Raw genomic sequence first — 23,796 nt, forward strand, 5'->3', positions numbered from 1 at the left:
ATCAACTTTGATCTGGGTATGTGGAAATCCACTATATCGACCTCGCAGCACATTTCTCACAATGGAATCAGTCAGTTCAAATTCAACTAAGCAGGTGAGTTATGGATTCCACCAAACGTCGCTTTCTCAGCGCTGTCACAGCCGGTGCCGCGCTGATCCCAATTGCTGGTATTGGCACTGCCACGGCGGGTAATGTCATTCGAAATAACCACTCCCCCGACCGAAAAGGACAGGTCGGGAAACGTTACGCCATGGTGATTGATTTACGCAAATGCGTCGGCTGCCAAGCTTGTACTGTAGGTTGCAGTATCGAAAACCAAGCGCCTATTGGACAGTTCCGAACCACGGTAAAACAATACGAGGTGTCGCTCGATAATGGTTCTTCCGCCACTCAAGAGTCTAAAGCCTTTATGCTCCCTCGCCTTTGTAACCACTGTGACAACCCGCCCTGCGTGGCAGTTTGTCCCGTTCAGGCGACTTTCCAGCGCGAAGATGGGATCGTCATGGTGGATAACAGCCGCTGCGTCGCCTGCGCGTATTGTGTACAAGCTTGCCCTTACGACGCTCGTTTTATCAATGAAGACACACTTACTGCTGACAAATGCACCTTCTGCGCACATCGATTAGAAAAAGGGTTATTGCCAGCTTGCGTGGAGACTTGTGTGGGCGGTGCTCGCGTGATTGGAGATTTGAATGACCCATCAAGTGAAATCCGCCGCTTGATTGCAGAACATCAAAACGACATCAAAGTGCTCAAGCCCAAACAAAGCACCAAACCGCACGTTTTTTATATCGGCATGGATGAACGCTTTACCGACCACATAGACGGACAACCAGCGATTTACGACCCACAAGGAGAACACGCATGAACATCACCGAAGTGTTAGTCCAACCTCAAGCGATGGCCTGGCTCCCGTGGGCAGTGCAGTATTTCTTCTATATCGGTTCTGCTTATGCGGCAGCCATTCTGTTTTTGATTGCTTTACTGTTTGAACAATACACCAGCCACCGGCTGCGCGCTGCATTGGTACTAACCTTGGCCATAGGCGCTATCGTGGGACCGTTGGCGTTAACGGGCGATCTACACCAGCCGGGGCGCGCTTGGCATTTTTACGCGCATTTCACCCCGTGGTCGTGGATGTCTTTAGGCTCGCTGTTCCTGCCCGTATTTTCTGGTCTAGCTGTGATGACAGCCTGGTTGTATCTGCGGCAGGACCTGATCAATTTGCGTGAGCAACCGGGGAAAATACTGCCTTTATTGTCGAAGTTATCGTTTGGTGAGTGGCAGATCTCCCGTAAAGCCATGCTGATGATATCTATGATCACCGTGTTTTCTGGCTTAACCATCGCACTCTATACGGGTGCAGAAATCGCCGTCGTTCAGTCACGCTCTTTATGGCATCAACCTGCTTCGCCTATTCTTTGGTTCGTCACTGCATTTATGGGCGCAGTTGGTTTTGCTCTGCTGATCTGGCTACTACTACCAAACCACTCAAAAAGCCTATCCTCGGGCGATACCAACTTACTGAAAAAGTCTGTGCTAATGAGCGGAGGCTTAACCCTGATTCTCATGCCAATTTGGGCATCCAATAACTCGACATTCTCACTATATTCAAGCGACCAATGGGTACAAAACATAGCCCTGCTCACCTTGATAATTTTAGGCAGTGTGTTGCTCGCGTTCATTACGTTGAAAGACAGTAAAACGTCCACACCTCCTCACTTTCGCCGCTTCTTTGGGTTGTCTTGCATGTCGTTAACCTCACTTGCAAGTGCTTGGCTGGTTCGCTGGTTCACCATCATGGAAGTGCAGACCATCGCCAAATTCGATGCCGGTCTGTATCCGTACCAATTAACTATGGATGGAAATGGCTGGCTCGGCATTATTGGCATGTTCGGGTTTTGGCTAGCACTGGCCTTACTCGGCTCAGAACTGGTTCAGTCCAAACAAAACACCCATAGCAAAACGACTTCACTCACCTCAACCCAACGCTAATCAAAGAGGATTTCATTATGGATAACAAACGCCGTCAGTTTTTGAAATCAGGGCTTGCCGTTGGTGGGCTTGGCGCATTCGCTGCAGGTTATGCCACCACCACTAAACATATGGTAGAAGGTGCGCTTGAAGGCACTGCGGGTAAAAAGACTCGCGATAGTCACCACGGCAACTCTCTGGAACCTGAATACACAGTCAGCGGCAAAGGCAATCTGATCCCGAATTCAAATCAGCGCGTTGCGCCGTCGATGTGCTTCGGTTGTTGGTCACTGTGTGGATTGCGCGTGCGCATTGACAACCGTACTGACGAAATTTTGCGTATCAGTGGCAACCCATATCACCCACTCTCTCAACAGCAACATATTCCCTTCGAAACGCCAGTCAAAGACGCCTATTTAAGTTTGGCGGGAGAAGCGGGTCTTGAAGGTCGATCGACGGCATGTGCTCGTGGCAATGGCATGCTAGAGATTCGTAACAGCCCGTACCGTATCACCCAGCCACTCAAACGAGCAGGAAAGCGAGGCGAAGGAAAATGGACTCCGATTAGCTACGAGAAGTTGATTGAAGAAGTCGTCGAAGGCGGTGATTTGTTTGGTGAAGGTCATGTCGATGGCTTGCGTGCAATTCGAGATTTAAAGACACCAGTCGATCCTGACAATCCAGAATATGGCCCCAAAGCCAACCAACTGTTAATGACGAATGCCGGAAACGAAGGCCGCGACGACATCTTTAAACGTTTCGCTTTTAACAGTTTTGGGACGCGTAACTTCGGTCACCACGGTTCATACTGCGGCTATGCATTTCGCGCTGGCAGCGGCGCATTCATGAATGATCTAGATAAGTACGCGCATTTGAAACCAGATTTTGACAACGCGGAATACATTATCTTCATCGGTATGTCACCCGCTCAAGCTGGTAATCCATTTAAGCGTCAGGATCGGCAACTCGCCAATGCGCGAACCAACGGTAAACTGGAGTACAGAATCATCTCGCCAAGCTTGCCTGCGGGTTCGTCAAGCCTAGCGGCGGGTGACAACAACCACTGGATTCCGATTAAACCCGGAACCGATTCTGCCCTTGTGCTAGGTATGATCCAGTGGATCTTGGAAAACCAACGCTACAATAAAACCTTCTTAGCCCAGCCAGGCGCAAACGCAATGAAACTCGCAGGCACCGCGCACTGGTGCAATGCCACTCATCTGGTGATCAGCGATGAGCAGCACCCTAGGAACGGGACGTTTTTACGTGCGTCCGATCTCAACCTGCCATTCGATGGCGATGTGCTTTCTGACTCAGACCCATATGTCATTGTCGATGCCCAGAGCGGTGAATTGAGTGTTCATACTCAGTCCGATGAAGCAGAACTGTTTGTCGATAAAACCGTGACACTCACATCGGGTGATGTTCGGGTAAAATCGTCGCTGCAAAGACTCAAAGAAGAGGCGTTTAAATACAACCTGGAGTTTTACAGTCAGCAGTGTGAAATCCCTGTCGAACAAATTGTGGAATTAGCAACGCGATTTACCAGTCACGGTACAAAAGCAGTCGTCGATACCCACGGTGGCAACATGCACACGAATGGTTTCTACAATGCGTTTACCATCATGATGCTCAACGCACTGATTGGGAATATCAACATGAAAGGCGGCGCGATGGCGAAAGCAGGTGGCTATCCAACCTCCGCCAATGGTCCACGCTATGACTTCACCCAATTTCAAGGCAAAGTCGGTCCGAAGGGCGTCTTTCTCTCTCGCAGTAAATTCCCGTATCACAAGACCAGCGAATACAAGCGTCGTGTTGAAGCTGGTGAATCCCCATACCCAACACGCGCGCCTTGGTATCCATTCGCGGCACCACTGCTTACTGAGCACTTGTCGGCAGCCATCGATGGGTACCCATACCGAGTAAAAGCCTGGGTCAATCATATGGCGAACCCAATGTATGGCGTCCCAGGTTTAAAAACATTGCTGGAAGACAAGCTCAAAGATCCAAAACAGCTTGGTTTAATTGTCTCCGTCGATGCTTTCATCAACGAAACCACCTCGTTGTCGGATTACATTGTGCCAGACACCGTCACCTATGAAAGCTGGGGTATGGCAACACCTTGGCATGGCGTACCCGTGAAAACCGTGACTGCTCGCTGGCCGATTGTGGAGGCAAGAACCGATAAAACTTCCGACGGCCGCTCAATTTGCTTAGAGAACTTTTTGATTGATGTCGCTAAGAAAATGCAACTGGGCGGATTTGGTGACAAAGCAATTCCGGACGCTCAAGGTAACTGGCACGCTCTCCATAGCGCAGAAGATTTCTACCTACGCTCTGCGGCAAACTTGGCTTATGTGAAAGGCGGCGTGCCCGAAGTATCGGCAGAGGATATTGCATGGTCGGGCTTAGAGCGTTTGATGCCAGCCATGCAAAAAACACTCACCGCAGAGGAGATGAAACGCGTAGCCTTTATTTTTGCTCGTGGTGGCAGATTCGAAAACACCACAGAAGCCTATCAAGATGAGCAAATGAAACATAAGTGGACGCGTCCAGTTGCGATATGGAACGAGCGTGTTGGTAGCGCAAGAAACACCATGACGGGCGATTTCTATTCCGGATGTCCGACATGGCATCCGCAGAAACTGGCGGACGGTACGCCTTTGGAGGAAAAATACCCGAGTTCTGAGTGGCCTTTTAGCCTGACGAATTTTAAGTCCAACATTCACAGTGCGGTGTCAAATTTATCGCCAAGATTGAACTCGATCAAAGGAGTTAACCCGGTTTATATCCACCCTATCGATGCCGAACGAGCGGGTCTTGAAACCGGCGATGAGTTTATTATCGAAACCCCGTCGGCAAGCACCAAAGCGCTCGCGATGGTAGTTAGCGGCATTCGTCCGGGAACTCTCGGCTTTGAACATGGATTTGGTCATACCGAGTTAGGACAACGCGCGCACTGGATTGGCGATAAGCAGCAGCCAGTGAAAACTCGCCGCCAGGATGGCGTCAACATCAATGACATTGGCTTGATAGATCCAACCCGAGAAGGAAAAGGCGTGTTATTGGATTGGGTGGTCGGCGCGGCGGCACGTCAATCCCTGCCAGCTAAGATAATCAAAGCTTAACCTTCGGGGCTGTCCTTTTGGGGCAGCCCTCTCACTTTCTCAGCGTCAAATATGTGGAAATCCACAATACCGCCACTTATTGACAAGGAAGACAATATTGCGATTCTAAAAAACACAAAGTGAGTCAGCATGTCAAAAGTTCTTTCAGTGGTCGCAGCCAGTTTGCTGGCAACCACAATGAGCGTAAGCGCCTCGTCTATTCCTGAAAAAGCTGGTGTGTGTAGCGGTTGCCATGGTCAAGATGGTATGGGCCAGGCCAATATCGCCCCTATGATTGCCGGTTTAAATGCTAATTACCTCAATTCTCAAATAGAGCTGTTCCTTAGCGGTGAGCGACAAAATGCGGTCATGCAAGGAATGGCTCAAGAAGTGAGCGATCCGAGCGTTCGCAAAGAAGTACTCGAATACTACGCAAACTTACCAAGCTATGAGTTCACAAACCCAGAGAAACGCGGCGACCAAGCCAACATTCTCAGCCCTTATCGCAAATTAATTTTCCAGGGAGACTGGGACCGCAACATTCCAGCCTGTGCAACTTGTCATGGCTCTAGCGGTATGGGAGTCGATAAGTTCCCTCGTCTCGCCAGTCAGCACGCCGATTATTTAAAAGCACAATTAATGGCTTGGAAAAACGGAACTCGTAGTGGTGACCCGCTCAATATGATGAGCACCATCGCGAAGAATCTCACCGATAAAGAGATCGAAAACCTTTCCTACTACTTTGCCTCACTGCGTTATTAGGAGCAAAAATGAAACTTTTCTATTCTTTATTCGTGTTGCCTGTGGTTTCTGCTGCTGCAATAGCAAATGACCAACTGCCCGATCGCCAAAAAGAACTGCCAGCGGTTGAAAAAGAAAGCCACAATAAATACCTCAAGCCACGCGATCTCAGCACCATTGCCAACACAGAGTTTGGCGAGCAAGTAAAACGTGGCTATTCGTTGTTTGTGAACTCGCAACAGATGCGCGGAACGTACGTAGGCAATGAGCAAAACTGTGTGAACTGCCATATGGAAGCCGGACGCAAAGCCAATGCAGCACCTTTGTGGGCAGCCTACATGGCTTACCCTGCTTATCGGAAGAAAAACGATCGCGTCAACAGTTACGCCGACCGCATTCAAGGCTGCTTCGAATATTCCATGAACGGTAAAGCACCCGCTTATGATTCACCAGAGATTATCGCACTGAGTTCTTACGCCTACTGGCTAGCCATGGGTGGCTTGCTGGACCAGTATGGCATGAGCGATGAACCAATTCCTGAGATAGACGCCAAAACATTGCAAACGGGCGGGAAAGCGCCAGATTTCCCTCTGCCAGAAGCCATTGCTCAGGCGTTACCTGTGGAAGAACGCGGCAACCTTGCCGGACGCGGTTACCCGAAAATACCGACACCAGAGCAAACACCGTCACCAGAGCGAGGCGCATTGGTTTACGCAAAGAACTGTGAAACCTGCCACAGCGTTGATGGCTCAGGCATCAAAGGCAGCGATGGTCACTCTTACATCCCACCTCTTTGGGGGGCAAACGCGTATAACTGGGGCGCTGGCATGCACCGTATCAACACCGCGGCTTACTTTATTTACGAGAATATGCCGCTTGGCAAAAGTGTACAGCTTACAGAGCAGGAAGCATGGGATGTGGCCGCGTACGTCAATAGTCACGAGCGTCCTCAAGATCCTCGCTTTAAAGGCAGTGTTGCCGCGAACGCTGAAAAGTACCACCAGCACCAAGGCTACTACGGGAAAACGCTGAATGGTAAGCAAATCGGCGCTAATGCGTTTGAAAGCACTACCGTTAAATAAGGTAACAATACCTGCTCCTTAATTGGGAGCAGGATTTCTATTCCACCAACTGAGATAGGGTTAGCCATTCGACAGGTAACCCCTTTCATAAAAAGGTTAACCTTGAACAAACCTTCTATTTTGCGCTCAATTTATTTGCGTGCAAAATAACTACCATCCTAGAAATTACCTACACCAATTAGTCACTAAAATGCAAGTAGAATTTGTGTTAAAATCTTTGCCTTATATAAGTATCTGCTGTAAAACAGAGTATTCTTTCGGGCAAATGATTTACAATCCTATTCCATGAGCACTCAACCAAACTCAAGTCAGTTAATAGCATGTGAAGAATGTGGTCTTGTTGTCCGTATTCCTGAGATAGAACAGGGGCAAAAGGCACAGTGCCCACGCTGTTCACACTCACTCACTAAAGTGAATGCGAAACCGTATCAAAGTGTCATTGCTATCTCGTCGGCATGTTTGATTATGTTGGTACTCAGCGTTTCGTTTCCATTTATGTCTTTCAGTGTGCAAGGCTTATCTCAAGAGATCACGTTACTGCACGCAGCCAAAATGCTGGCCGAATTCAAAAATGTCCTACTTGGCGTACTGCTATTAGCAACGGTTGTTGTTCTGCCAACCATCTACGTGGGCTTGATTCTTTTCCTCCATCTTGAGGCACTGAAAACGCTCAAACACTCCCCCTCTAAAAAGCAGCAGAGGATGACAAAAGTCTTGTGCCGTATTCTGTTTAAGGTCGAGCCCTGGCTGATGGTAGATGTCTTTTTGATTGGTGTACTGGTCAGCTTGATCAAAATTGCTTCTCTCGCCGATATCGGTATGGGAACCTCTTTCTGGGCTTTCTGCGTTTACACCGTTTTAGTCGTAAAGTGCATTTCGATGGTCGATAGAAGCTGGCTATGGGGTCACTTTATTCCTGCCGTAGAGGTGCCTGGAGTAGCAGAAGGTGATACCCACCACAATCACAATCATATTGGCTGCCATACTTGTCATCAGATAAACCGTATCGAAGATAAAGCCTGCATTCGCTGCAAAAGCCCGCTTCACAGATACAACCCTACCGACAACTTACAAAAAGCGTGGGCTCTACTTTTTGCGTCGATAGTTTTTTATATCCCTGCGAACCTCTACCCGATGATGTACACCGTTAGCCTTGGGCATTCAGAAGGCTCTACCATTATGGAAGGGGTCATTTTGCTCTGGCACTTGGGCTCCTACCCAATCGCTATGGTAATTTTCTTTGCCAGTGTTTTCATTCCGATGGCGAAAATGTTCGCTCTGGCGTGGTTGTATATTCAAGCTCAAAAAGCGCGATACCTTCCACCGGAAGAAAGTATTTCACGCTTAAAGATATATCGCTTAACTGAATTTATTGGCCGTTGGTCAATGATTGATATTTTTGTCGTCGCTATTTTGGTTGCACTGGTTCAGTTGCAAAACCTGATGGCGATTTATCCCGGCCCTGCTGCGTTGTCATTTGCTGCAGTGGTTATTTTCACCATGCTCTCTGCCATGATTTTTGACTCACGCTTATTGTGGCAATCGCCACAGAATGATGTGCAAGAGCCGATGCCTGACTTAAAAGAGAAAGCCAAATATGAGTGATGAGAACAACACAACCGCTCAAATAAAACCGCAAAAGCAGGTTTCTGCTATTTGGATTGTTCCAATCCTTGCGCTAGTTATGGGGGCGTGGATGCTGTTTCACTACATCAACAGTACCGGCCCACAAATCACATTGCAGCTACCGACAGCCGATGGCATTGAAGCAGGCAAGACGGAGATAAGAGCGCTTAACGTAAAAGTGGGCGTTATTACCGAAGTCACACTCAGCGAAGATTATGATCACATCATCGCTAAAGCACAGATGAACAAAGACGCGGCGCGTATGCTGAGAGACGACACCATGTTTTGGGTCGTCAAACCTCGCATTGGCCGTGAAGGCGTTTCTGGGCTAGAAACCTTACTTTCTGGCGCTTACATTCAGCTACAGCCTGGTAAGTCAGATGAAGAGAAAGAAAAGTTCACGGTACTAGATGTTCCGCCCGTTGCAGCTCCCGATGCTGAAGGATTGAGACTGGTCTTAACTCACCGTGAAGCAGGAAAGCTGGGGGTTGGCGATCCGGTTATCTTTAAAGGTTTTACCGTTGGCCGCGTAGAGAAAACCAGTTTTGATGTTGATTCCCGTCAGGCGCTTTATCAACTCTTTATCTTTAAGCCGTATGACAATCTAGTTCGTACACGCACCAAGTTTTGGCTCAATTCCGGCGTCGATTTACAACTCAATACCGAGGGCTTTGAATTAAAATTCGGCTCTCTTGAAAGCTTACTGACAGGTGGCGTAACTTTCGACTCCATTCCCGGTATGGACTCAGGTGAGCCACTCACGGAAGAAATGGCAAGTTTTCGCTTATACGATGATGCTAAACAGCTTCGTGAAGGCATGTACGACGAGTACATTGAATTTGTTATGTTGTTTGATGAATCCGTCCGTGGTCTAAAAGCGAAAGCACCTGTCGAGTACCGAGGTCTGCGAATTGGTACCGTCATGAGAGTACCACTGCGCTTCCCGACTCAAGAAGAAAGTTTTTCAGTCAAAAGAATCCCGGTACTAGTGCGCATTGAATTAGGTCGCTTGTTTGAGCACTTCCACACGGATTCGATGTCTGACTACAGCGAGAAATTGAAACTTGAGTTTGCCAAAGGCCTTCGTGGCACGTTGAAAACCGGTAGCTTAATTACTGGAGCTCTATACATTGATACTGACTTCTATCCAGATGCCGAGAAATACGTACCAGACGAGTTTTTGGGCTTAGAGGTTTTCCCTACCATGCGTGGCGGATTTGCCCAGGTTCAAAAGCAAGTGAATGATTTCCTGGATAAGCTCAACAAGTTACCAATGGAAGACACGCTAAACTCGTTAAATGAAACGCTGAAGACTTCAGAACGCACGTTGGCTTCGGCGGAGCGTGTGGCAAACAGTATCGATAAATTGTTGAGCCAGAACGATACTCAGCAGATCCCTGCGGACATTCGTCAGAGTCTGCAACAGCTACAGAAAACACTCGATGGTTACGATCCTAACTCAACTATGTACAGCGAAATGGAATCTACGCTCAAAGAACTTGAAAGCGTAATGACCGAGTTTAAACCGGTACTCAAACAACTTAATGAAAAGCCAAACTCACTCGTGTTTGGAGAAGAAGAAACCAGTGATCCGGTACCTGTCAGAGGGCAAAAATGATGAAGCGTGTATTTCTTTTAGTTTCTGCACTATTAGCAGGTTGTAGCAGCGCACCAGAACCAACCAGTTCGATGTATCTGTTACCGAAAGTAGAGTCTCAAACGTTAAGTAGTGCGGCAGTGGCTGAACGCCCTCTGTTGATTGTTCGCCCAGTTGAGCTGGCCAGCTATCTCAATAATAGTGGCATTGTGTATCGCACTTCTGAATCACAAATTATTCAGGCTAAACACAACCAGTGGGCGCAAAGCATTTCAGAGCAAATAACTCAGCGAATCATTGACGACCTGCGCCACAAGCAAAGCCATTATTGGCCAGTTCAAGTACATAGCCTAATAGATCAAAGTAGCGAAAATAAGCTTCAGCTGAGTTTGAGTAAGTTCAATGGAAATTACCAAGGTAACGCCGAGCTTGAAGGCGAATGGATGTTGATTGATGCTAATGGCAAAGTGCAACATCGCTCACCAGTTAAAATCCTAATGCCTTTACAGGATGAAGGTTACGATGCTCTGGTTGGTGCACTTTCGGCCGGACTGGAAAACCTTACAGACAACATCGCGCAACAACTGTAAGTGTTTAGTTAAAGCCAAAAAAGAGGGAAGCGTATTGCTCCCCTTTCCTATATATACCGACTACCTATCATGAGTAAGGCTCGACGACATGTAACTCATAACGTTTGATGGTTTTAGGTGGCTCACAACTCTCGAGCGCACTTGCTCCATCCAATAACATCCAGTCTTTACGATGTGCATTACCGAGTGGCTTCGCTTTGTTGATATCAAAACAAAGCTTCTCATGGCCATCGTGTGTAAGAATGTAACGATTTGGCTTTTCATTTATCCATAGCCATGCATTGCGCTCTTGCTCTATATGATCAGATAAATAACTGAAGTGCGTTAATGATATTGGAGAAAATAGTAGAAACTGCTCTTTAAACTCAGTAAGCCCCAACTCCCCATCCTCACCAATCGCCTTATGAGCTTGCGCCATTATTTCTTTTGCTGGCGTACGGATTGGATTGAGCAACATGTAACCCGCAAAGCTGTACCAAACCCATGTTAGTGACAGCGCTACCCAAAACGCGCCAATGGCAGGAACCGCACGAGATTTGAAGAAAGCTGTTACCCATATTATTGCCGCGACTAAAAAGAATGCCGCGAAAGGTAATGCTGAATCGTAATCGTCTAAATGTTTGGTGATTGCTTTCACCTCCAGCGCTACCAGCACTGCACCCACAAAAAGAACCACGCCAAGAACTAGTGTCAGAGCTTTTAGCACTTTACTTGTCCATGAAGGCCAAGACTGATGGCTAAAGGCATAGCCAGCTAAAATCGCCATCATTGGTAATGCTGGCAAGATGTATACACCTCTTTTCCCTGGGCTGATACTAAAGAATACGATGACCAGTACAATCCACGACAGCAGACTGATAAGCGCAGGCGACAAACGTAACTGCTTCCAGAAGTTCTTGTTAAAGAAGATAAAGTAAAGCGGGAACCACATAACCGGAATAACACTGACGACGAAATAGTGCCAAGGCTTAATATGCCCCCAAGAATTTGCGTAGCGCTCTCCCGTTTGCTTAAACAAGATATTATCTTTATATGCTGCAAAATCCGGATTGTGGCTTATCTCAACAATCGAAATCATAGGTAAAAGCCAGCATGCAATGGTCGCTAACATAAACACGGGACCAAGCAGCAGTTTCCAGGAAACCGCATCATCGAATCGATGTTTGCCCGTAAAATGAAGCAACAAAACTGGCACTAAGAACAAGGCTGGCAGGAAACCAACGCCTTTCGTTATAATGCCCAGCCCCATGAAAATCCACGCAACGCCGTACCATCCCCAACTGGTCTTTACAAAGAAATGTCGCAACAACCCATACATCGCAATGGTAATCCAAGCCGCGACCATAGCATCAATCTGAGCCGCTTTAGACTGGATTATAAATTGCGGAGCCAGCAGTAATAAAAAGCCGACACTCCGAGCGGTTTTCACATTCCACAGTTTTGCCGAAATGTCATAACAACAAATTAATGCGACCAGGCTAACAATCGCATTGGGCAACATGAAGGTCGCTTTTATACTGCCAGTCAGCCAATAGAAGGCTGCCATTGACCACATAAATACTGGCGGTTTATCCGGATAAAGCTCTCCTCCTCGCATCGGGAAAAACCAGTTACCTGATTGAACCATTTCACGAGCAACTTCGACAAAACGAGGTTCATCTGCAGGCCAAGGATCACGTAGGCCAATTCCAGAAAAAATGATGATAATAGCGAGGATCAATAAGAAGCAGAGCGTTTGATAATAGTCTTCGTTTTGCCAAACTTGCCTGGACTTCGCAACAACAGGATTCATAATTCCTCTTCCATATTTAATAGTTCAACGCGGCTTTTAATATGATCTCTATACAGAAAACCAGTCAGTAACGCACTGACCACACCAAAGAAAATACTGAGATATATCATTGTATTACTTGACGACTGAATGCCGGCTCCCATTAGTGCAAATATAATCACTTGCGGGAGATAGCCAAGTACGCTTGCAGAAAGAAAAGCAAAAAAAGGAACTCGCACACTGCCCGATAAAACGTTAGTGACAACATTATTTCCGATAGGGAACAAACGTAACAGCAAGATTTTATAAAATGGTTTTCGGCTGGCGAATGAATTGAATTTGATCATTTTTTTAGGGAAATGACGATATAACCAGTTGGCGAAGATAAACCGAGCGCAATAATAATTAAAAGCGGCACCGACAACACAAGCTAATAATGTCAGAACCACGCCTAGGTTTATATTATATAAATACCCAAACACGAGTGCGATTGCTTGCTTAGGCCCACTTAAAGATAAAAATATAACGCTGAAAGTGAATACCACCACCTCACCTGTCATACCATTTTGTTGGATATAACCAACTAGCCAGTTTTTATCCGTTAAATGCACCAAGACGGGGTTATCAAGCTGATTCGCAATCAGAACCCCGACAGCAATTAATAAAAAAAGCTTCAACCACTTCATTCTTGTTGTTCTGTACCTGCAACACTCACCGCTTTAACCAGTGGATTTTTAGTGCGTCTTTGTAACCAAATCACACCAAACAAATCAACGATACCAACCCACGCTCTATTCCAGGCGTTATAGTTTGACGTCCCTGCTTCTCGGTCTCGGTGCGCGACTTGATGAACCACAATTTCACCATTAAGCGACTTAATCAATGCAGGGAGAAAACGATGCATGTGATCAAAGTAAGGTAGACGTAAGTAAGTTGCTTTGGGAATAACTTTGAGACCACAACCGGAATCGGGCACACCATCACCCAATAAAGTATGACGCACTTTATTAGCGACTTTGGACTGAAAGCGAACCCAAGCCGTATCCAAGCGTTTCGCCCGGTAACCCGCAATACAAAAATGCGGATTAGTCACTTTAGCTGCGAGTTCTAACATACTTGGCATGTCAGACGGGTCGTTCTGACCATCTGCGTCAGAGGTAATAATCCACTCACCTTTTGCGTGTTTAACCGCCGTCAAAACTGCGGTGCTTTGTCCGCAACTTTGCTCGTGACTAACAACTTGGAGATTACAACCACACTCCTGCGCAGCATCAAGGGCTTCCTGCACTGTGTTATCTGTGCTTCCGTCGTCAGTAATCACAATTTCTACTTCTGGATAAGCCTTCAAGCTATCATAAATTTCTTTCACTAACTTCCCGATATTCCCTTGTTCATTTTTAGCAGGAATAACGACTGATATACTCGGCAACATTCACTCTAACCTTGTCATAGCAAGCTATAAAGACAAGCCCTATAGCCTTACTTTATTTTTACTTGTTATAAAACTCTCGGTACCAGGACACAAACTCTGCAATACCTTCTTGTATCGATACCACAGGTCTATACCCCGTTACTGCATAAAGATCTTCGGTATCTGCGTACGTTTGATAAACATCACCGGGCTGCATATCTCGAAAATTCTTTTTCGCTTCAATGCCGAGCTCATTTTCTATCCCGTATATAAAGTCCATCAGGTTGATAGGCGACCCGTGACCGATATTGTAAACCGCAAACGGCGCAGAGCTACTCGCTGGCGAGCCTGTCTCTACTTTCCATTGAGCATTTTGGACAGGAATGACATCGGCTATGCGAACGATACCTTCAACGATGTCGATAATATGTGTAAAGTCTCTCCACAACTCACCGTTGTTGTTAATGTCTATCGATTCCCCGTCAAGTATCTTTTTGGTGAAGATAAATGGCGCCATATCGGGACGTCCCCAAGAGCCGTAGACAGTAAAAAATCGTAATCCAGTAGTAGGAATTTGATACAAATGAGAATAGCAATGCGCCATTAACTCATTCGATTTTTTCGTCGCGGCATATAGAGATACGGGATGGTCGACACTAGCAGACGTTGCAAAAGGGACTTTACTATTCAAGCCATAAACCGAACTGGAAGAGGCATACACCAAGTGTTGAACGCCATTCTGACGACAACCCTCAAGTATGTTTAGGTAGCCAGTTACATTAGAGTCGATATAGCTATGCGGGTTTTCAATTGAATATCTTACGCCAGCCTGTGCAGCAAGATGAATGACCCGATCAAAGTTCTCCCTCTCAAATAAAGCTTCCATTTCCGCCCTATTTGAAATATCAATTTGTAAGAATCTAAATGACGGATTCTTGATAAAACTTAACCTTGCGTGTTTTAGCTGTACATCGTAGTAATCATTGATGTTATCAATACCGACGACTTCATGTCCCTGAGCATTAAGTTTTTTCACCGTTGCGCTACCAATAAAACCGGCAGCTCCAGTAACTAAGTACTTCATAAAATCAAACCCAAAAATCCATCTTTAAAAATTAGTCTTAATTTATTGATATGTAAAGTTTATTAACAAATTATAACTTATGAGACAGATTAAATACTTTATGTTGTGATATTACTCTAGGTTATTCTGAAATAGTTAGTAACAAAACAAAATTAAATGTGTGACGTGGAAATATCCTAACCAAGACCACAATCTTGCCAAAGTTCATATTTTTGTAATGCAAGTGCAATATTAAATCAAGTTAAAAAATATAGTAAAAATGGTGATGACATTACTAACTGGAATTAATATGACAGATAGATTAAATGTCTATTTACTCATTTAAATATCAAATATACAGAATAAGAATAAATATCATTATCTAACTAAATGCACCGAAGTGAACAGAACACATTGATCTTCGTCAGTCCATCTTCAGCATGCTGATGCTACTCTAGCGGGAAAATGTAGACCGCCAGCAACGGGTTGGTTTTCGACCTCATAAAAGAATTAGAGTAGCAATGTCAATCACAATCTCAGACCTAACCAATGCACTAAATAAGGTTGAGCACATTCATAAAGTTCAGCTAGAAAATGTGCACCGTTTTTTTAAAGCCAACGAGGCTCTCTCGATTACAACGTTTGTTAACATCATCTCTAGTGATTCTATCGATGAACGTTTCAAAGCCATCGACCAAGCATTTTATTCTTTAGGCGATGTAAAAACCTATCTTCTCGAAGCTTCTTATTTGGTTAGATAACAAGACGCTTAGCAAAAAGTAAAAAGCCCTATCTCTTTGAGACAGGGCTTACATTTTAGTGGAAGCTAAAACTACAACTTGTAACGGTCATCAACAACGCTAACTTCAGGGAATGTTTTTCCGTCGTTCATCGCCTTTTCCGTTTCTTTTTTCACGTCAGGATCAATCCAGAAGTTACCAATATCCATTGGATGAAGGACCCATTCTGTCGCTTTTGTCATGCCATCTTTTGGAATTTTCACCCAACGCCAATGAGCCACACGTGAATAAGGCACCATGTAACCAGGGACAATAATATTTGCTTTAGTTACATAATCTTGAATCTGGTGGGACAGTTCATAACGTTTTTGCTGATCAAATTCTGAGTCATACGCCTCAATCAACTTATCCAGATCTGGGCTGCTGAAGTTGGTGTGTGCGTTCGTCTGAGGTTTGTTCGCATTATCTGAGTGGAGGTATTCCCAGTATGCTGGAATCTCACCCGACCCCATGTTCAAGAAAGCCAGTTGATGTTTCTTCTCCAGAATATATTTAAACGCAGATGAACCGTCTACCAGGTTTAAGGTAAATTCAAGACCTGCCAACTTCGCTTGCTCCTTGAGGTAAGCAATTCGTGGCGTCCAAGAGTTGTAGCCATAAGTAATCGCAAAGCTCAGGCGCTGGCCCTTGTCGTTCACACGAATACCATCCGCCCCAACAGTATCAAACCCGGCTTTCTCAAAATGTTTCACGGCTGCAGCCACATCAAACTTCGGTGGTGCATTATTCGGATCGTCATACTCACCATGGCCAAAACCAAGGCCATGTGGCTTACGCGAGTAGTCACCGCGCATGATATTCTCAATCATACCGTCAAAATCGGTCGCAACCATGATGCCTTTACGCACTTCAAGGTTATCAAGCAATGGCATTGCTGTGTTCATCCAAACACCACCAGCACCTTGTGGTGCTTGGTTGAAGCCCCAATATTTCTCGATATAACCGTTTTTATAAACATCGGTGTTGGTCTTATCGTGCCAATAGTTAGGTAGCACCATTTCAAAGTAATCTAGATTGCCTTTTTCAAAGTGCTTAAGCGCGATATCCGGGTCACGAATGACGGTAATGCGTACTTTGTCTACGTTGTAACGGTTCTTGTAGTAACGGTTGTTGTAACCCCACCAGTCCTCACCAACATGTTTAAAGGTAACGCTTTTACCTTTTTTGATTTGATCCAAGTAGTAAGGGGCTGCGGTTGGTTCCGCTTTGAAGTTGTATTTGCGTACGAAGTTGTCTGGCATGCCATCGTTATTTTCGTCTTTTTCACCTTCGAAGAAATGTTTCGGACGAGGCTGGAAGCCATTACTAGGCATATTGATCATCACCATCAGGGAGTCATGGCTTTGAGCAACAGCAAGGTTCACTCGGATGGTGTAATCATCAATCTTTTCGACACTCACGATACTGTTGGTAAAGAAGTCATTGTACCAAGGGTCAATGATGTCTTTCGATGTGTAGTACTGCATCATAAAGACGTAATCGTCAGCAGTAATCTTCTCACCATCAGACCATTTTGCGGTTTCATCCAGCTTAAAATAAACCGTTTTATTGTCTTCACCAAACGCCCATGATTTAGCCAGTTGCGGAATCCATTTGCCCGTATTTGGATGGCGTTGCGCCATTTTTGGCGTACCATCCATCAGGTATTGGCGTAAGCCTGAGTTTGCATCAGGGCCAACACTACGTAATGTTTGTGGGAAGCTTTGAATATAAGTGCGATAAGTGCCACCATGAACCGCTTCTTCTGAAGCGAACAGAGGCTCATTGTTGTTTGAAGTCCATTCAATATTGGCTGGCAATTCAGCCGCATTCAGCTGAAAACTGGTCGCCGTTAGTATTGCTAATACTGAAAATGGCAGTTTCTTGGTCATTTTTCTTCCTTGTTATGATTTGCGATCTAAGGTAGATACAAGGAAGACCGTGAGTGAAGCTCACAAGATCTGCGAGAATAGCCCTACGCAGACAGGAAAGTAAAAAAGTATAATACGAAGCGACGTCCTGCCAACTTCTGCATTAATTTCAACGAGATTCACCAGGTCATCCTAGACCTTACAACGCAGTAAATGCATCTCCGTCATAGTATTAGTAACCTATTTGTAACGCAACCCATCAATAACACCCGCTTGCATTTTCTGTTTATCACAGCGCTTTATGTTATGAAATTGTGACCGACATAGTGTTATGCCCTAGTCCAAAGTCGATTGACCGTAGAGCATTAAACCTAAACACTCCAACTTAGGCTAGCAGATCCAATACCAATCGAGTAAATAGAAAAAGGTGGGACATCACTGCCCCACCTTTGGAATCACTAATACAATCATTGCGTTTAGTAATTACATGTTCGCTAAGCTGTCATTAATTGACTTCAATACCGCAGCAGGATCACTCGCCTGAGTAATAGGACGGCCAATAACTAAGTAGTCAGAGCCAGCTTGAATGGCGTCTACTGGTGTCATGATACGACGCTGGTCACCTTGCTCAGAACCAGCAGGACGAATACCAGGTGTCACCAGCTTAAACTCTTTGCCTAGCTCGCCTTTCAACATTGAAGCTTCTTGCGCAGAACATACTACGCCATCAAGACCCGAGTTTTTCGTTAGTGTCGCAAGGCGGATCACTTGCTCTTGAGGAGCGACATTCAAACCTATACCTGCCAAATCACTCTGTTCCATGCTGGTTAGTACCGTTACACCAATCAGCAACGGACGATCTTTACCATATGGTTCCAGAATCTCACGAGATGCTGTCATCATACGTTCACCGCCGCTTGCATGAACATTCACCATCCAAACACCCAGTTCCGCGGCCGCACGCACGGCTTTCGAACAAGTATTTGGGATATCGTGAAATTTTAAATCCAAAAATACAGAGAAACCACGTTTGTGTAGCTCACGTACGAAATCAGGACCAAATAGTGTAAACATCTCTTTGCCGACTTTTAAACGGCATGACGCAGGATCAATGCGATCTACAAACGCAAGCGCATCAGCTTGGTTATCATAATCCAGTGCGACAATAACTTTTTGGTCGATCATTTCATCTCCTAAAATTTTCTTTTTTCTAAAAAAATGCAGCGGACAGAAAACCTGCCAGCTGCACTAAAATTACTCACCATCCAATCCACGGATTGGCTTAATCGTTCCCCACCCCTTACAAGACGGGCAATGCCAATACAGGGAATGAGTAGAAAAACCACATTTTCTGCATCGATAATGAGGTTTCACTTTTAGCTGTTCACCAACCATGGCTTGTAAGGTTGAAAGGCTGTCTTTTGCACGACCATCTTCCGCCTCTGCAATATGGTAATCAATCAGACGGTAGAAACCTTTCATGGTCGGATTTTTCAGTAGCTGCTTGGTCAACAGCTCCTGTGCTGCGCCCACACTTTCGTGATGCGCAACCAGCTGTGCCAGCATTAATTCTGCTGACACTCCGGCTTTCTTATCGATACAAGCCCGAAGGAATTCCACCAGCTCATCTTCTTGCCCTAAGTGGTGGTAGCACTCTGCAATCGTAGGCAAAACATCGCTAATAAAGTCTTTGTCTTGCTCCAGGATTGAAGTTAAGTATTTAATGGTTTGTTTGTAATCTTCCGACTCTAAATACATACGGCCCAAAGCAATACTGGCACGCACACATTTTGGGTCTTCCGAGAGTGCTTTTTTGAAATGCTGAACCGCTTTGCTCTTATTGCCATCAGCTTGATCTAGCATGGCAATTTCACACCAATAGTGAGCAATATTCACTCGCATTCGAGAGCGCTTATTACTCATTTTTGCTAGCTGGTTAGCGTAGTGAATCGCTTTTTCCCATTCACGCGTTTGCTGGTAAATGGTCACAAGCTGTTGAAGTGCACCTTCTCGATGTTCTGGCTCTTCGACTAACTGTTCAAATATCTTTTCCGCACGATCCAGAAAACCAGAAACCATGTAGTCTTTAGCAAGTTGCTGAAGGGCAAGATTTTTCTGGTCAAGAGTCAGACCCGAGCGGGAAATAAGATTTTGGTGAATACGAATTGCGCGGTCGACTTCTCCACGAGAACGAAAAAGATTACCCAACGCAAGGTGGGTATCTATGGTTTCGTTATCTACTTGGAGCAATTCAATAAAGTGGTCTACTGCTTTATCTGATTGATCAGAAAGCAGTAAATTCAGACCCGTCATATATTGACGAGAAATTTGATGTGATTGCTTCTGCTTGTCTTGTTGAGCGCTGCGATGCCCCATGTACCAGCCATACGCAGCAGCTATAGGCAATAACAAGAAGAGTAGTTCAAGCATTAAAGTGAAGCCTTATCCTTATGCCTGTTTTTCGATAGCAGGCTTAGCAGCAGTTTCTGCGTTAGCTGGCTCGTACTTTTTCAGTTTCTTCTTAAGACGTCGAACTTGAAGTTGAGTCTTTAGTTGGATGCTAGCGAAGATAACCCAAGCCAAGCCAAATCCAACAACAAATACCACGCCTAATAGCGTTGATAGATGGAACTCTCCTTTTGCTAAAAGATAGTTAAAGGTCACAACCTCTTGGTTTTGTGAGCCTAATGCTAGTGCAATTAAAAAGAGAGCGAAAATAGCAACGATTTTTATAATTTTCATATTACATCACCCTTAGAGGAGTAAGTAGGTCAGATTATGCAGTAAAATGTTTCTTCAGACCACGTATATTAGCAATAATCTATACCCAAGTAACCTCAAGAAACCCGGTTTGTAGACACACAATCGAAGTTAATAGCAATCTGGATAGATAAACATTCAACTTATGGCACGATAAAACCGTCCAGAGTAAGGCAAGTTGAGATAATTGACACTAATACCAATAATTTAATTATCAGAAAGTTGTGTAGGAGAAATCGCTTAGAACAAGGAAGAACTTGCAGTAACCAGCGGTGTTAATGACAAAAGTTCTAATGCAGTTGTCAGCGATTTGAACCAGCAATAACGATGAGATAATGACTGGAATTGGTCTTACTGGACATATTATAAAAAAGCGGCATACACAAAAGTATGCCGCTTTTTCAAACTAATCAGAGAGCATTAGCCAATATTTACGCGCTCACGAAGTTCTTTACCTGGCTTGAAGTGTGGGACGAATTTACCGTCTAGTTCCACTTTATCACCAGTTTTAGGGTTGCGACCTACGCGAGGCTCACGGTAATGAAGAGAAAAACTACCAAAGCCGCGGATCTCGATACGGTCACCACTCTCTAATGTAGAGGCCATGTGCTCTAGAATATCTTTTACAGCATCCTCTACCTCTTTCGCTGATAAATGCGTTTGCTCAGCGCAGAGTCTTTCAATCAGTTCAGACTTAGTCATAGTTGCCCTCTTTGAGTATCTTTCTCACTCATTATAGTAAGTAATACTAATTCCAACAAACACTTGCTCGTAATTCTAGACAATTTTTACGCAAAGTATGCATTGAAGAAATGTCTTTTATTAAGATAGTTTACCGATATTAGTATTACTACTTTTATTGCAATAAATATAAAAAAGGAGCCTTGCGGCTCCTTTTTTGCTTAAGCGAGTATATTATTCGCCTTTAGCTGCTTTGAAAGCGTCAGCCATTGCGTTACCGAATGCATTGTCATCTTGCTTGTTGATAGATGCCATTGCTTCTTGCTCTTCAGCTTCGTCTTTAGCTTTGATAGATAGGTTGATTACGCGGTTCTTACGGTCTACACCTGTGAACTTAGCTTCAACAACATCACCAGCGCTTAGGATTAGAGAAGCATCTTCTACGCGATCGCGAGATACTTCAGAAGCACGGATGTAACCTTCAACGCCTTCTGCGATTTCAACAGTAGCACCTTTAGCGTCAACAGCAGTTACAGTAGCGTTAACTAGAGTACCTTTCTTGTTGTCTGCAACGTAAGCATTGAATGGGTCATTTTCCATTTGCTTAACGCCTAGAGAGATACGCTCACGCTCTGCGTCTACTGCTAGAACAACTGCAGAGATCTCGTCGCCTTTCTTGTACTCACGTACAGCTTCTTCGCCAGCAACATTCCAAGAAATGTCAGATAGGTGAACTAGACCGTCGATGCCGCCTTCTAGACCGATGAAGATACCGAAGTCAGTGATAGACTTGATCTTACCAGTAACTTTGTCGCCTTTAGCTTGTGCTTCAGCGAATGACTGCCATGGGTTAGCTTTACACTGTTTCAGACCTAGAGAGATACGACGACGCTCTTCGTCGATTTCAAGAACCATAACCTCAACTTCGTCGCCAACATTAACAACTTTAGATGGGTGGATGTTCTTGTTAGTCCAATCCATTTCTGAAACGTGAACTAGACCTTCAACGCCTTCTTCGATTTCAACGAAGCAGCCGTAGTCAGTTAGGTTAGTTACGCGACCAGTTAGTTTGTGACCTTCTGGGTAACGCTTAGCGATTGCTACCCATGGATCTTCGCCTAGTTGCTTAAGACCTAGTGATACGCGAGTACGCTCACGGTCGAACTTAAGAACTTTAACTTGGATCTCGTCACCAACGTTAACGATTTCAGATGGGTGCTTAACGCGCTTCCAAGCCATATCTGTGATATGTAGAAGACCGTCAACGCCACCTAGGTCAACGAACGCACCGTAGTCAGTAAGGTTCTTAACGATACCTTTAACTTCAGAACCTTCTTGTAGAGTTTCTAGAAGCTCGTCACGCTCAACGCTGTTCTCAGATTCGATAACTGCACGACGTGAAACAACTACGTTGTTACGTTTTTGGTCAAGTTTGATAACTTTGAACTCTAGCTCTTTGTTTTCTAGGTGAGCAGTGTCGCGGATTGGACGTACGTCTACTAGTGAGCCAGGAAGGAAAGCACGGATACCGTTTAGTTCAACAGTGAAACCGCCTTTAACTTTACCGTTGATGATACCAACAACAGTTTCAGCTTCTTCGTAAGCTTTCTCAAGTACGATCCAAGCTTCGTGACGCTTAGCTTTCTCACGAGAAAGTTGAGTTTCACCGAAACCATCTTCAACAGCGTCTAGAGCTACGTCTACTTCAGCGCCAACTTCAACTTCAAGTTCGCCAGCAGCGTTCTTGAACTGTTCAGCAGGGATAGCAGATTCAGACTTAAGACCAGCGTCAACAAGAACGAAACCGTTCTCGATAGCTACTACAGTACCTTTAACGATGCTGCCTTGTTGGAATTCTGTTTCGTTTAGAAACTCTTCAAAGAGTTGAGCAAAAGATTCAGTCATTTATTTAATCTTCAATAAATTAAACGTCCACGGGTATCCTACCGCATGGGGTTATTAAATTCGCCAGTCATCATCCTTGCGACCAACGCTCTTAGCCTAGTTGAGTATCGTTACTCAACTCGCTTCGATTCGATATATTGTAGTGCCTTTTCTACCACTTCGTCGATAGTCATCGACGTAGAATCTAGCACAAGCGCATCCTCTGCAGGGCGTAGTGGCGCCACTGGGCGGTTACGATCGCGATCGTCACGCTCTTGGATCTCGCTTAAAAGGTCAGCAAATCTAACATCTAACCCTTTATCTTGCAACTGTTTAAGGCGTCTATTTGCACGCTCTTCTGCGCTCGCATCAAGGAAAATTTTTGCTTGTGCTTGTGGGAATACAACGGTTCCCATATCACGGCCATCAGCAACCAAACCAGGTGCTGTTTCAAAGGCACGCTGACGACGCAATAATGCTTCACGAACACGTGGTAGCGCAGCGACTTTAGATGCAGCCATACCCGTTTCTTCTTTACGAAGCTCACCGGAGACATCTTCGCCTTCTAAGATAACCTTAACCAAGTCACCTTCAGCGATAAATTGAACATCTAGGTGTGTAGCCAATGGGACAAGTGCGTCCTCAGACTCAGTATCAACACCATGGTGAATAGCAGCCAGTGCAAGTACTCGATAAATCGCGCCAGAGTCTAAGAGTTGGAAACCCAACTTTTTCGCCAGCAACATACACAAAGTGCCTTTACCTGCACCACTCGGTCCATCTACGGTTACAACCGGAGTTTGAGAGGACATGTTCTTCTCCACCTTTTATTTCTTTTAGCAAATTGCTCGGTTT

At 45.2% G+C, this 23,796-nt stretch carries 20 protein-coding genes; 9 read left to right on the forward strand and 11 right to left on the reverse strand.

All coding sequences use genetic code 11. The annotated features are described in order from the left end of the window. Window positions 1-101: 101 nt before the first annotated feature. From dsrO to L9Q40_RS05760, 8 genes are all read left to right on the forward strand, one after another. Window positions 102-869, forward strand: a complete 768-nt coding sequence (dsrO, locus tag L9Q40_RS05725; protein ID WP_498792598.1) for a sulfate reduction electron transfer complex DsrMKJOP subunit DsrO — start codon at window positions 102-104, stop codon at window positions 867-869. Continuing rightward, window positions 866-1,996, forward strand: a complete 1,131-nt coding sequence (gene nrfD / locus L9Q40_RS05730) for an NrfD/PsrC family molybdoenzyme membrane anchor subunit (protein ID WP_498792600.1) — start codon at window positions 866-868, stop codon at window positions 1,994-1,996. Before dsrO ends, nrfD begins: the two co-directional genes overlap by 4 nt. 17 nt (window positions 1,997-2,013) lie before the next feature. Then, the gene (locus L9Q40_RS05735) at window positions 2,014-5,106 is read left to right on the forward strand and encodes a tetrathionate reductase subunit A (protein WP_498792602.1); all 3,093 of its coding nucleotides are present in this window, start codon (window positions 2,014-2,016) and stop codon (window positions 5,104-5,106) included. Between the two features lie 177 nt (window positions 5,107-5,283). After that, entirely contained in the window at window positions 5,284-5,847 is a 564-nt protein-coding gene (locus tag L9Q40_RS05740) for a c-type cytochrome (protein ID WP_498792619.1), read from the forward strand. Between the two features lie 8 nt (window positions 5,848-5,855). Continuing rightward, entirely contained in the window at window positions 5,856-6,908 is a 1,053-nt protein-coding gene (locus L9Q40_RS05745) for a c-type cytochrome (protein WP_498792604.1), read from the forward strand. Between the two features lie 285 nt (window positions 6,909-7,193). Continuing rightward, window positions 7,194-8,513 (forward strand): paraquat-inducible protein A, encoded by a 1,320-nt coding sequence (locus L9Q40_RS05750; protein ID WP_065297063.1) that lies wholly within the window; start codon window positions 7,194-7,196, stop codon window positions 8,511-8,513. After that, the gene (pqiB, locus tag L9Q40_RS05755; RefSeq protein WP_498792605.1) at window positions 8,506-10,152 is read left to right on the forward strand and encodes an intermembrane transport protein PqiB; all 1,647 of its coding nucleotides are present in this window, start codon (window positions 8,506-8,508) and stop codon (window positions 10,150-10,152) included. The genes L9Q40_RS05750 and pqiB overlap by 8 nt, the downstream gene beginning before the upstream one ends. Continuing rightward, a complete protein-coding gene (locus tag L9Q40_RS05760) occupies window positions 10,152-10,721 on the forward strand; it encodes a PqiC family protein (RefSeq protein WP_498792621.1) in 570 nt (189 codons plus the stop codon). Before pqiB ends, L9Q40_RS05760 begins: the two co-directional genes overlap by 1 nt. Before the next feature lie 67 nt (window positions 10,722-10,788). Here L9Q40_RS05760 and L9Q40_RS05765 read toward each other — a convergent pair whose 3' ends face one another. Genes L9Q40_RS05765 through L9Q40_RS05780 form a run of 4 tightly spaced genes read right to left on the reverse strand, consistent with a single transcriptional unit; the run spans window position 10,789 to window position 14,987 of the window. Next, window positions 10,789-12,513, reverse strand: coding sequence for an ArnT family glycosyltransferase (locus tag L9Q40_RS05765; protein WP_498792607.1), 1,725 nt, complete (start codon window positions 12,511-12,513; stop codon window positions 10,789-10,791). Beyond that, window positions 12,510-13,178 (reverse strand): TVP38/TMEM64 family protein, encoded by a 669-nt coding sequence (locus L9Q40_RS05770; protein WP_498792609.1) that lies wholly within the window; start codon window positions 13,176-13,178, stop codon window positions 12,510-12,512. The genes L9Q40_RS05765 and L9Q40_RS05770 overlap by 4 nt, the downstream gene beginning before the upstream one ends. Then, window positions 13,175-13,924 (reverse strand): glycosyltransferase family 2 protein, encoded by a 750-nt coding sequence (locus L9Q40_RS05775; protein WP_420658998.1) that lies wholly within the window; start codon window positions 13,922-13,924, stop codon window positions 13,175-13,177. Before L9Q40_RS05775 ends, L9Q40_RS05770 begins: the two co-directional genes overlap by 4 nt. Window positions 13,925-13,982: 58 nt before the next feature. Next, window positions 13,983-14,987, reverse strand: a complete 1,005-nt coding sequence (locus L9Q40_RS05780) for an NAD-dependent epimerase (protein WP_498792610.1) — start codon at window positions 14,985-14,987, stop codon at window positions 13,983-13,985. A 500-nt stretch (window positions 14,988-15,487) separates the two neighbouring features. Here L9Q40_RS05780 and L9Q40_RS05785 point away from each other — a divergent pair, with 500 nt between their 5' ends. Beyond that, window positions 15,488-15,727, forward strand: coding sequence for a hypothetical protein (locus tag L9Q40_RS05785; protein WP_498792612.1), 240 nt, complete (start codon window positions 15,488-15,490; stop codon window positions 15,725-15,727). A 71-nt stretch (window positions 15,728-15,798) separates the two neighbouring features. Here the strand turns inward: L9Q40_RS05785 and L9Q40_RS05790 are convergent, their stop codons facing one another. The 7 genes from L9Q40_RS05790 to cmk form a co-directional block, all read right to left on the reverse strand. Next, window positions 15,799-17,637, reverse strand: coding sequence for an extracellular solute-binding protein (locus L9Q40_RS05790; protein ID WP_498792613.1), 1,839 nt, complete (start codon window positions 17,635-17,637; stop codon window positions 15,799-15,801). Between the two features lie 462 nt (window positions 17,638-18,099). Continuing rightward, window positions 18,100-18,801 carry an orotidine-5'-phosphate decarboxylase gene (gene pyrF / locus L9Q40_RS05795; RefSeq protein WP_020335616.1) on the reverse strand — a complete coding sequence of 234 codons (702 nt, stop codon included), beginning with the start codon at window positions 18,799-18,801 and terminating at the stop codon, window positions 18,100-18,102. Window positions 18,802-18,870: 69 nt separating this feature from the next. After that, a complete protein-coding gene (lapB, locus tag L9Q40_RS05800) occupies window positions 18,871-20,046 on the reverse strand; it encodes a lipopolysaccharide assembly protein LapB (RefSeq protein ID WP_498792615.1) in 1,176 nt (391 codons plus the stop codon). A gap of 18 nt (window positions 20,047-20,064) precedes the next feature. Then, window positions 20,065-20,358 (reverse strand): LapA family protein, encoded by a 294-nt coding sequence (locus L9Q40_RS05805; protein ID WP_498792617.1) that lies wholly within the window; start codon window positions 20,356-20,358, stop codon window positions 20,065-20,067. Window positions 20,359-20,796: 438 nt separating this feature from the next. Further along, on the reverse strand, window positions 20,797-21,078 hold the full coding sequence (gene ihfB / locus L9Q40_RS05810; protein WP_014232466.1) for an integration host factor subunit beta: 282 nt from the start codon (window positions 21,076-21,078) through the stop codon (window positions 20,797-20,799). 213 nt (window positions 21,079-21,291) lie between these two features. After that, a complete protein-coding gene (gene rpsA / locus L9Q40_RS05815) occupies window positions 21,292-22,962 on the reverse strand; it encodes a 30S ribosomal protein S1 (protein WP_014232467.1) in 1,671 nt (556 codons plus the stop codon). Window positions 22,963-23,072: 110 nt separating this feature from the next. Then, entirely contained in the window at window positions 23,073-23,753 is a 681-nt protein-coding gene (cmk, locus tag L9Q40_RS05820) for a (d)CMP kinase (RefSeq protein WP_065302632.1), read from the reverse strand. Window positions 23,754-23,796 lie beyond the last annotated feature (43 nt).

This window comes from Allocatenococcus thiocycli (assembly GCF_921292965.1).
Taxonomy (GTDB): Bacteria; Pseudomonadota; Gammaproteobacteria; order Enterobacterales; family Vibrionaceae; genus Vibrio; species Vibrio natriegens.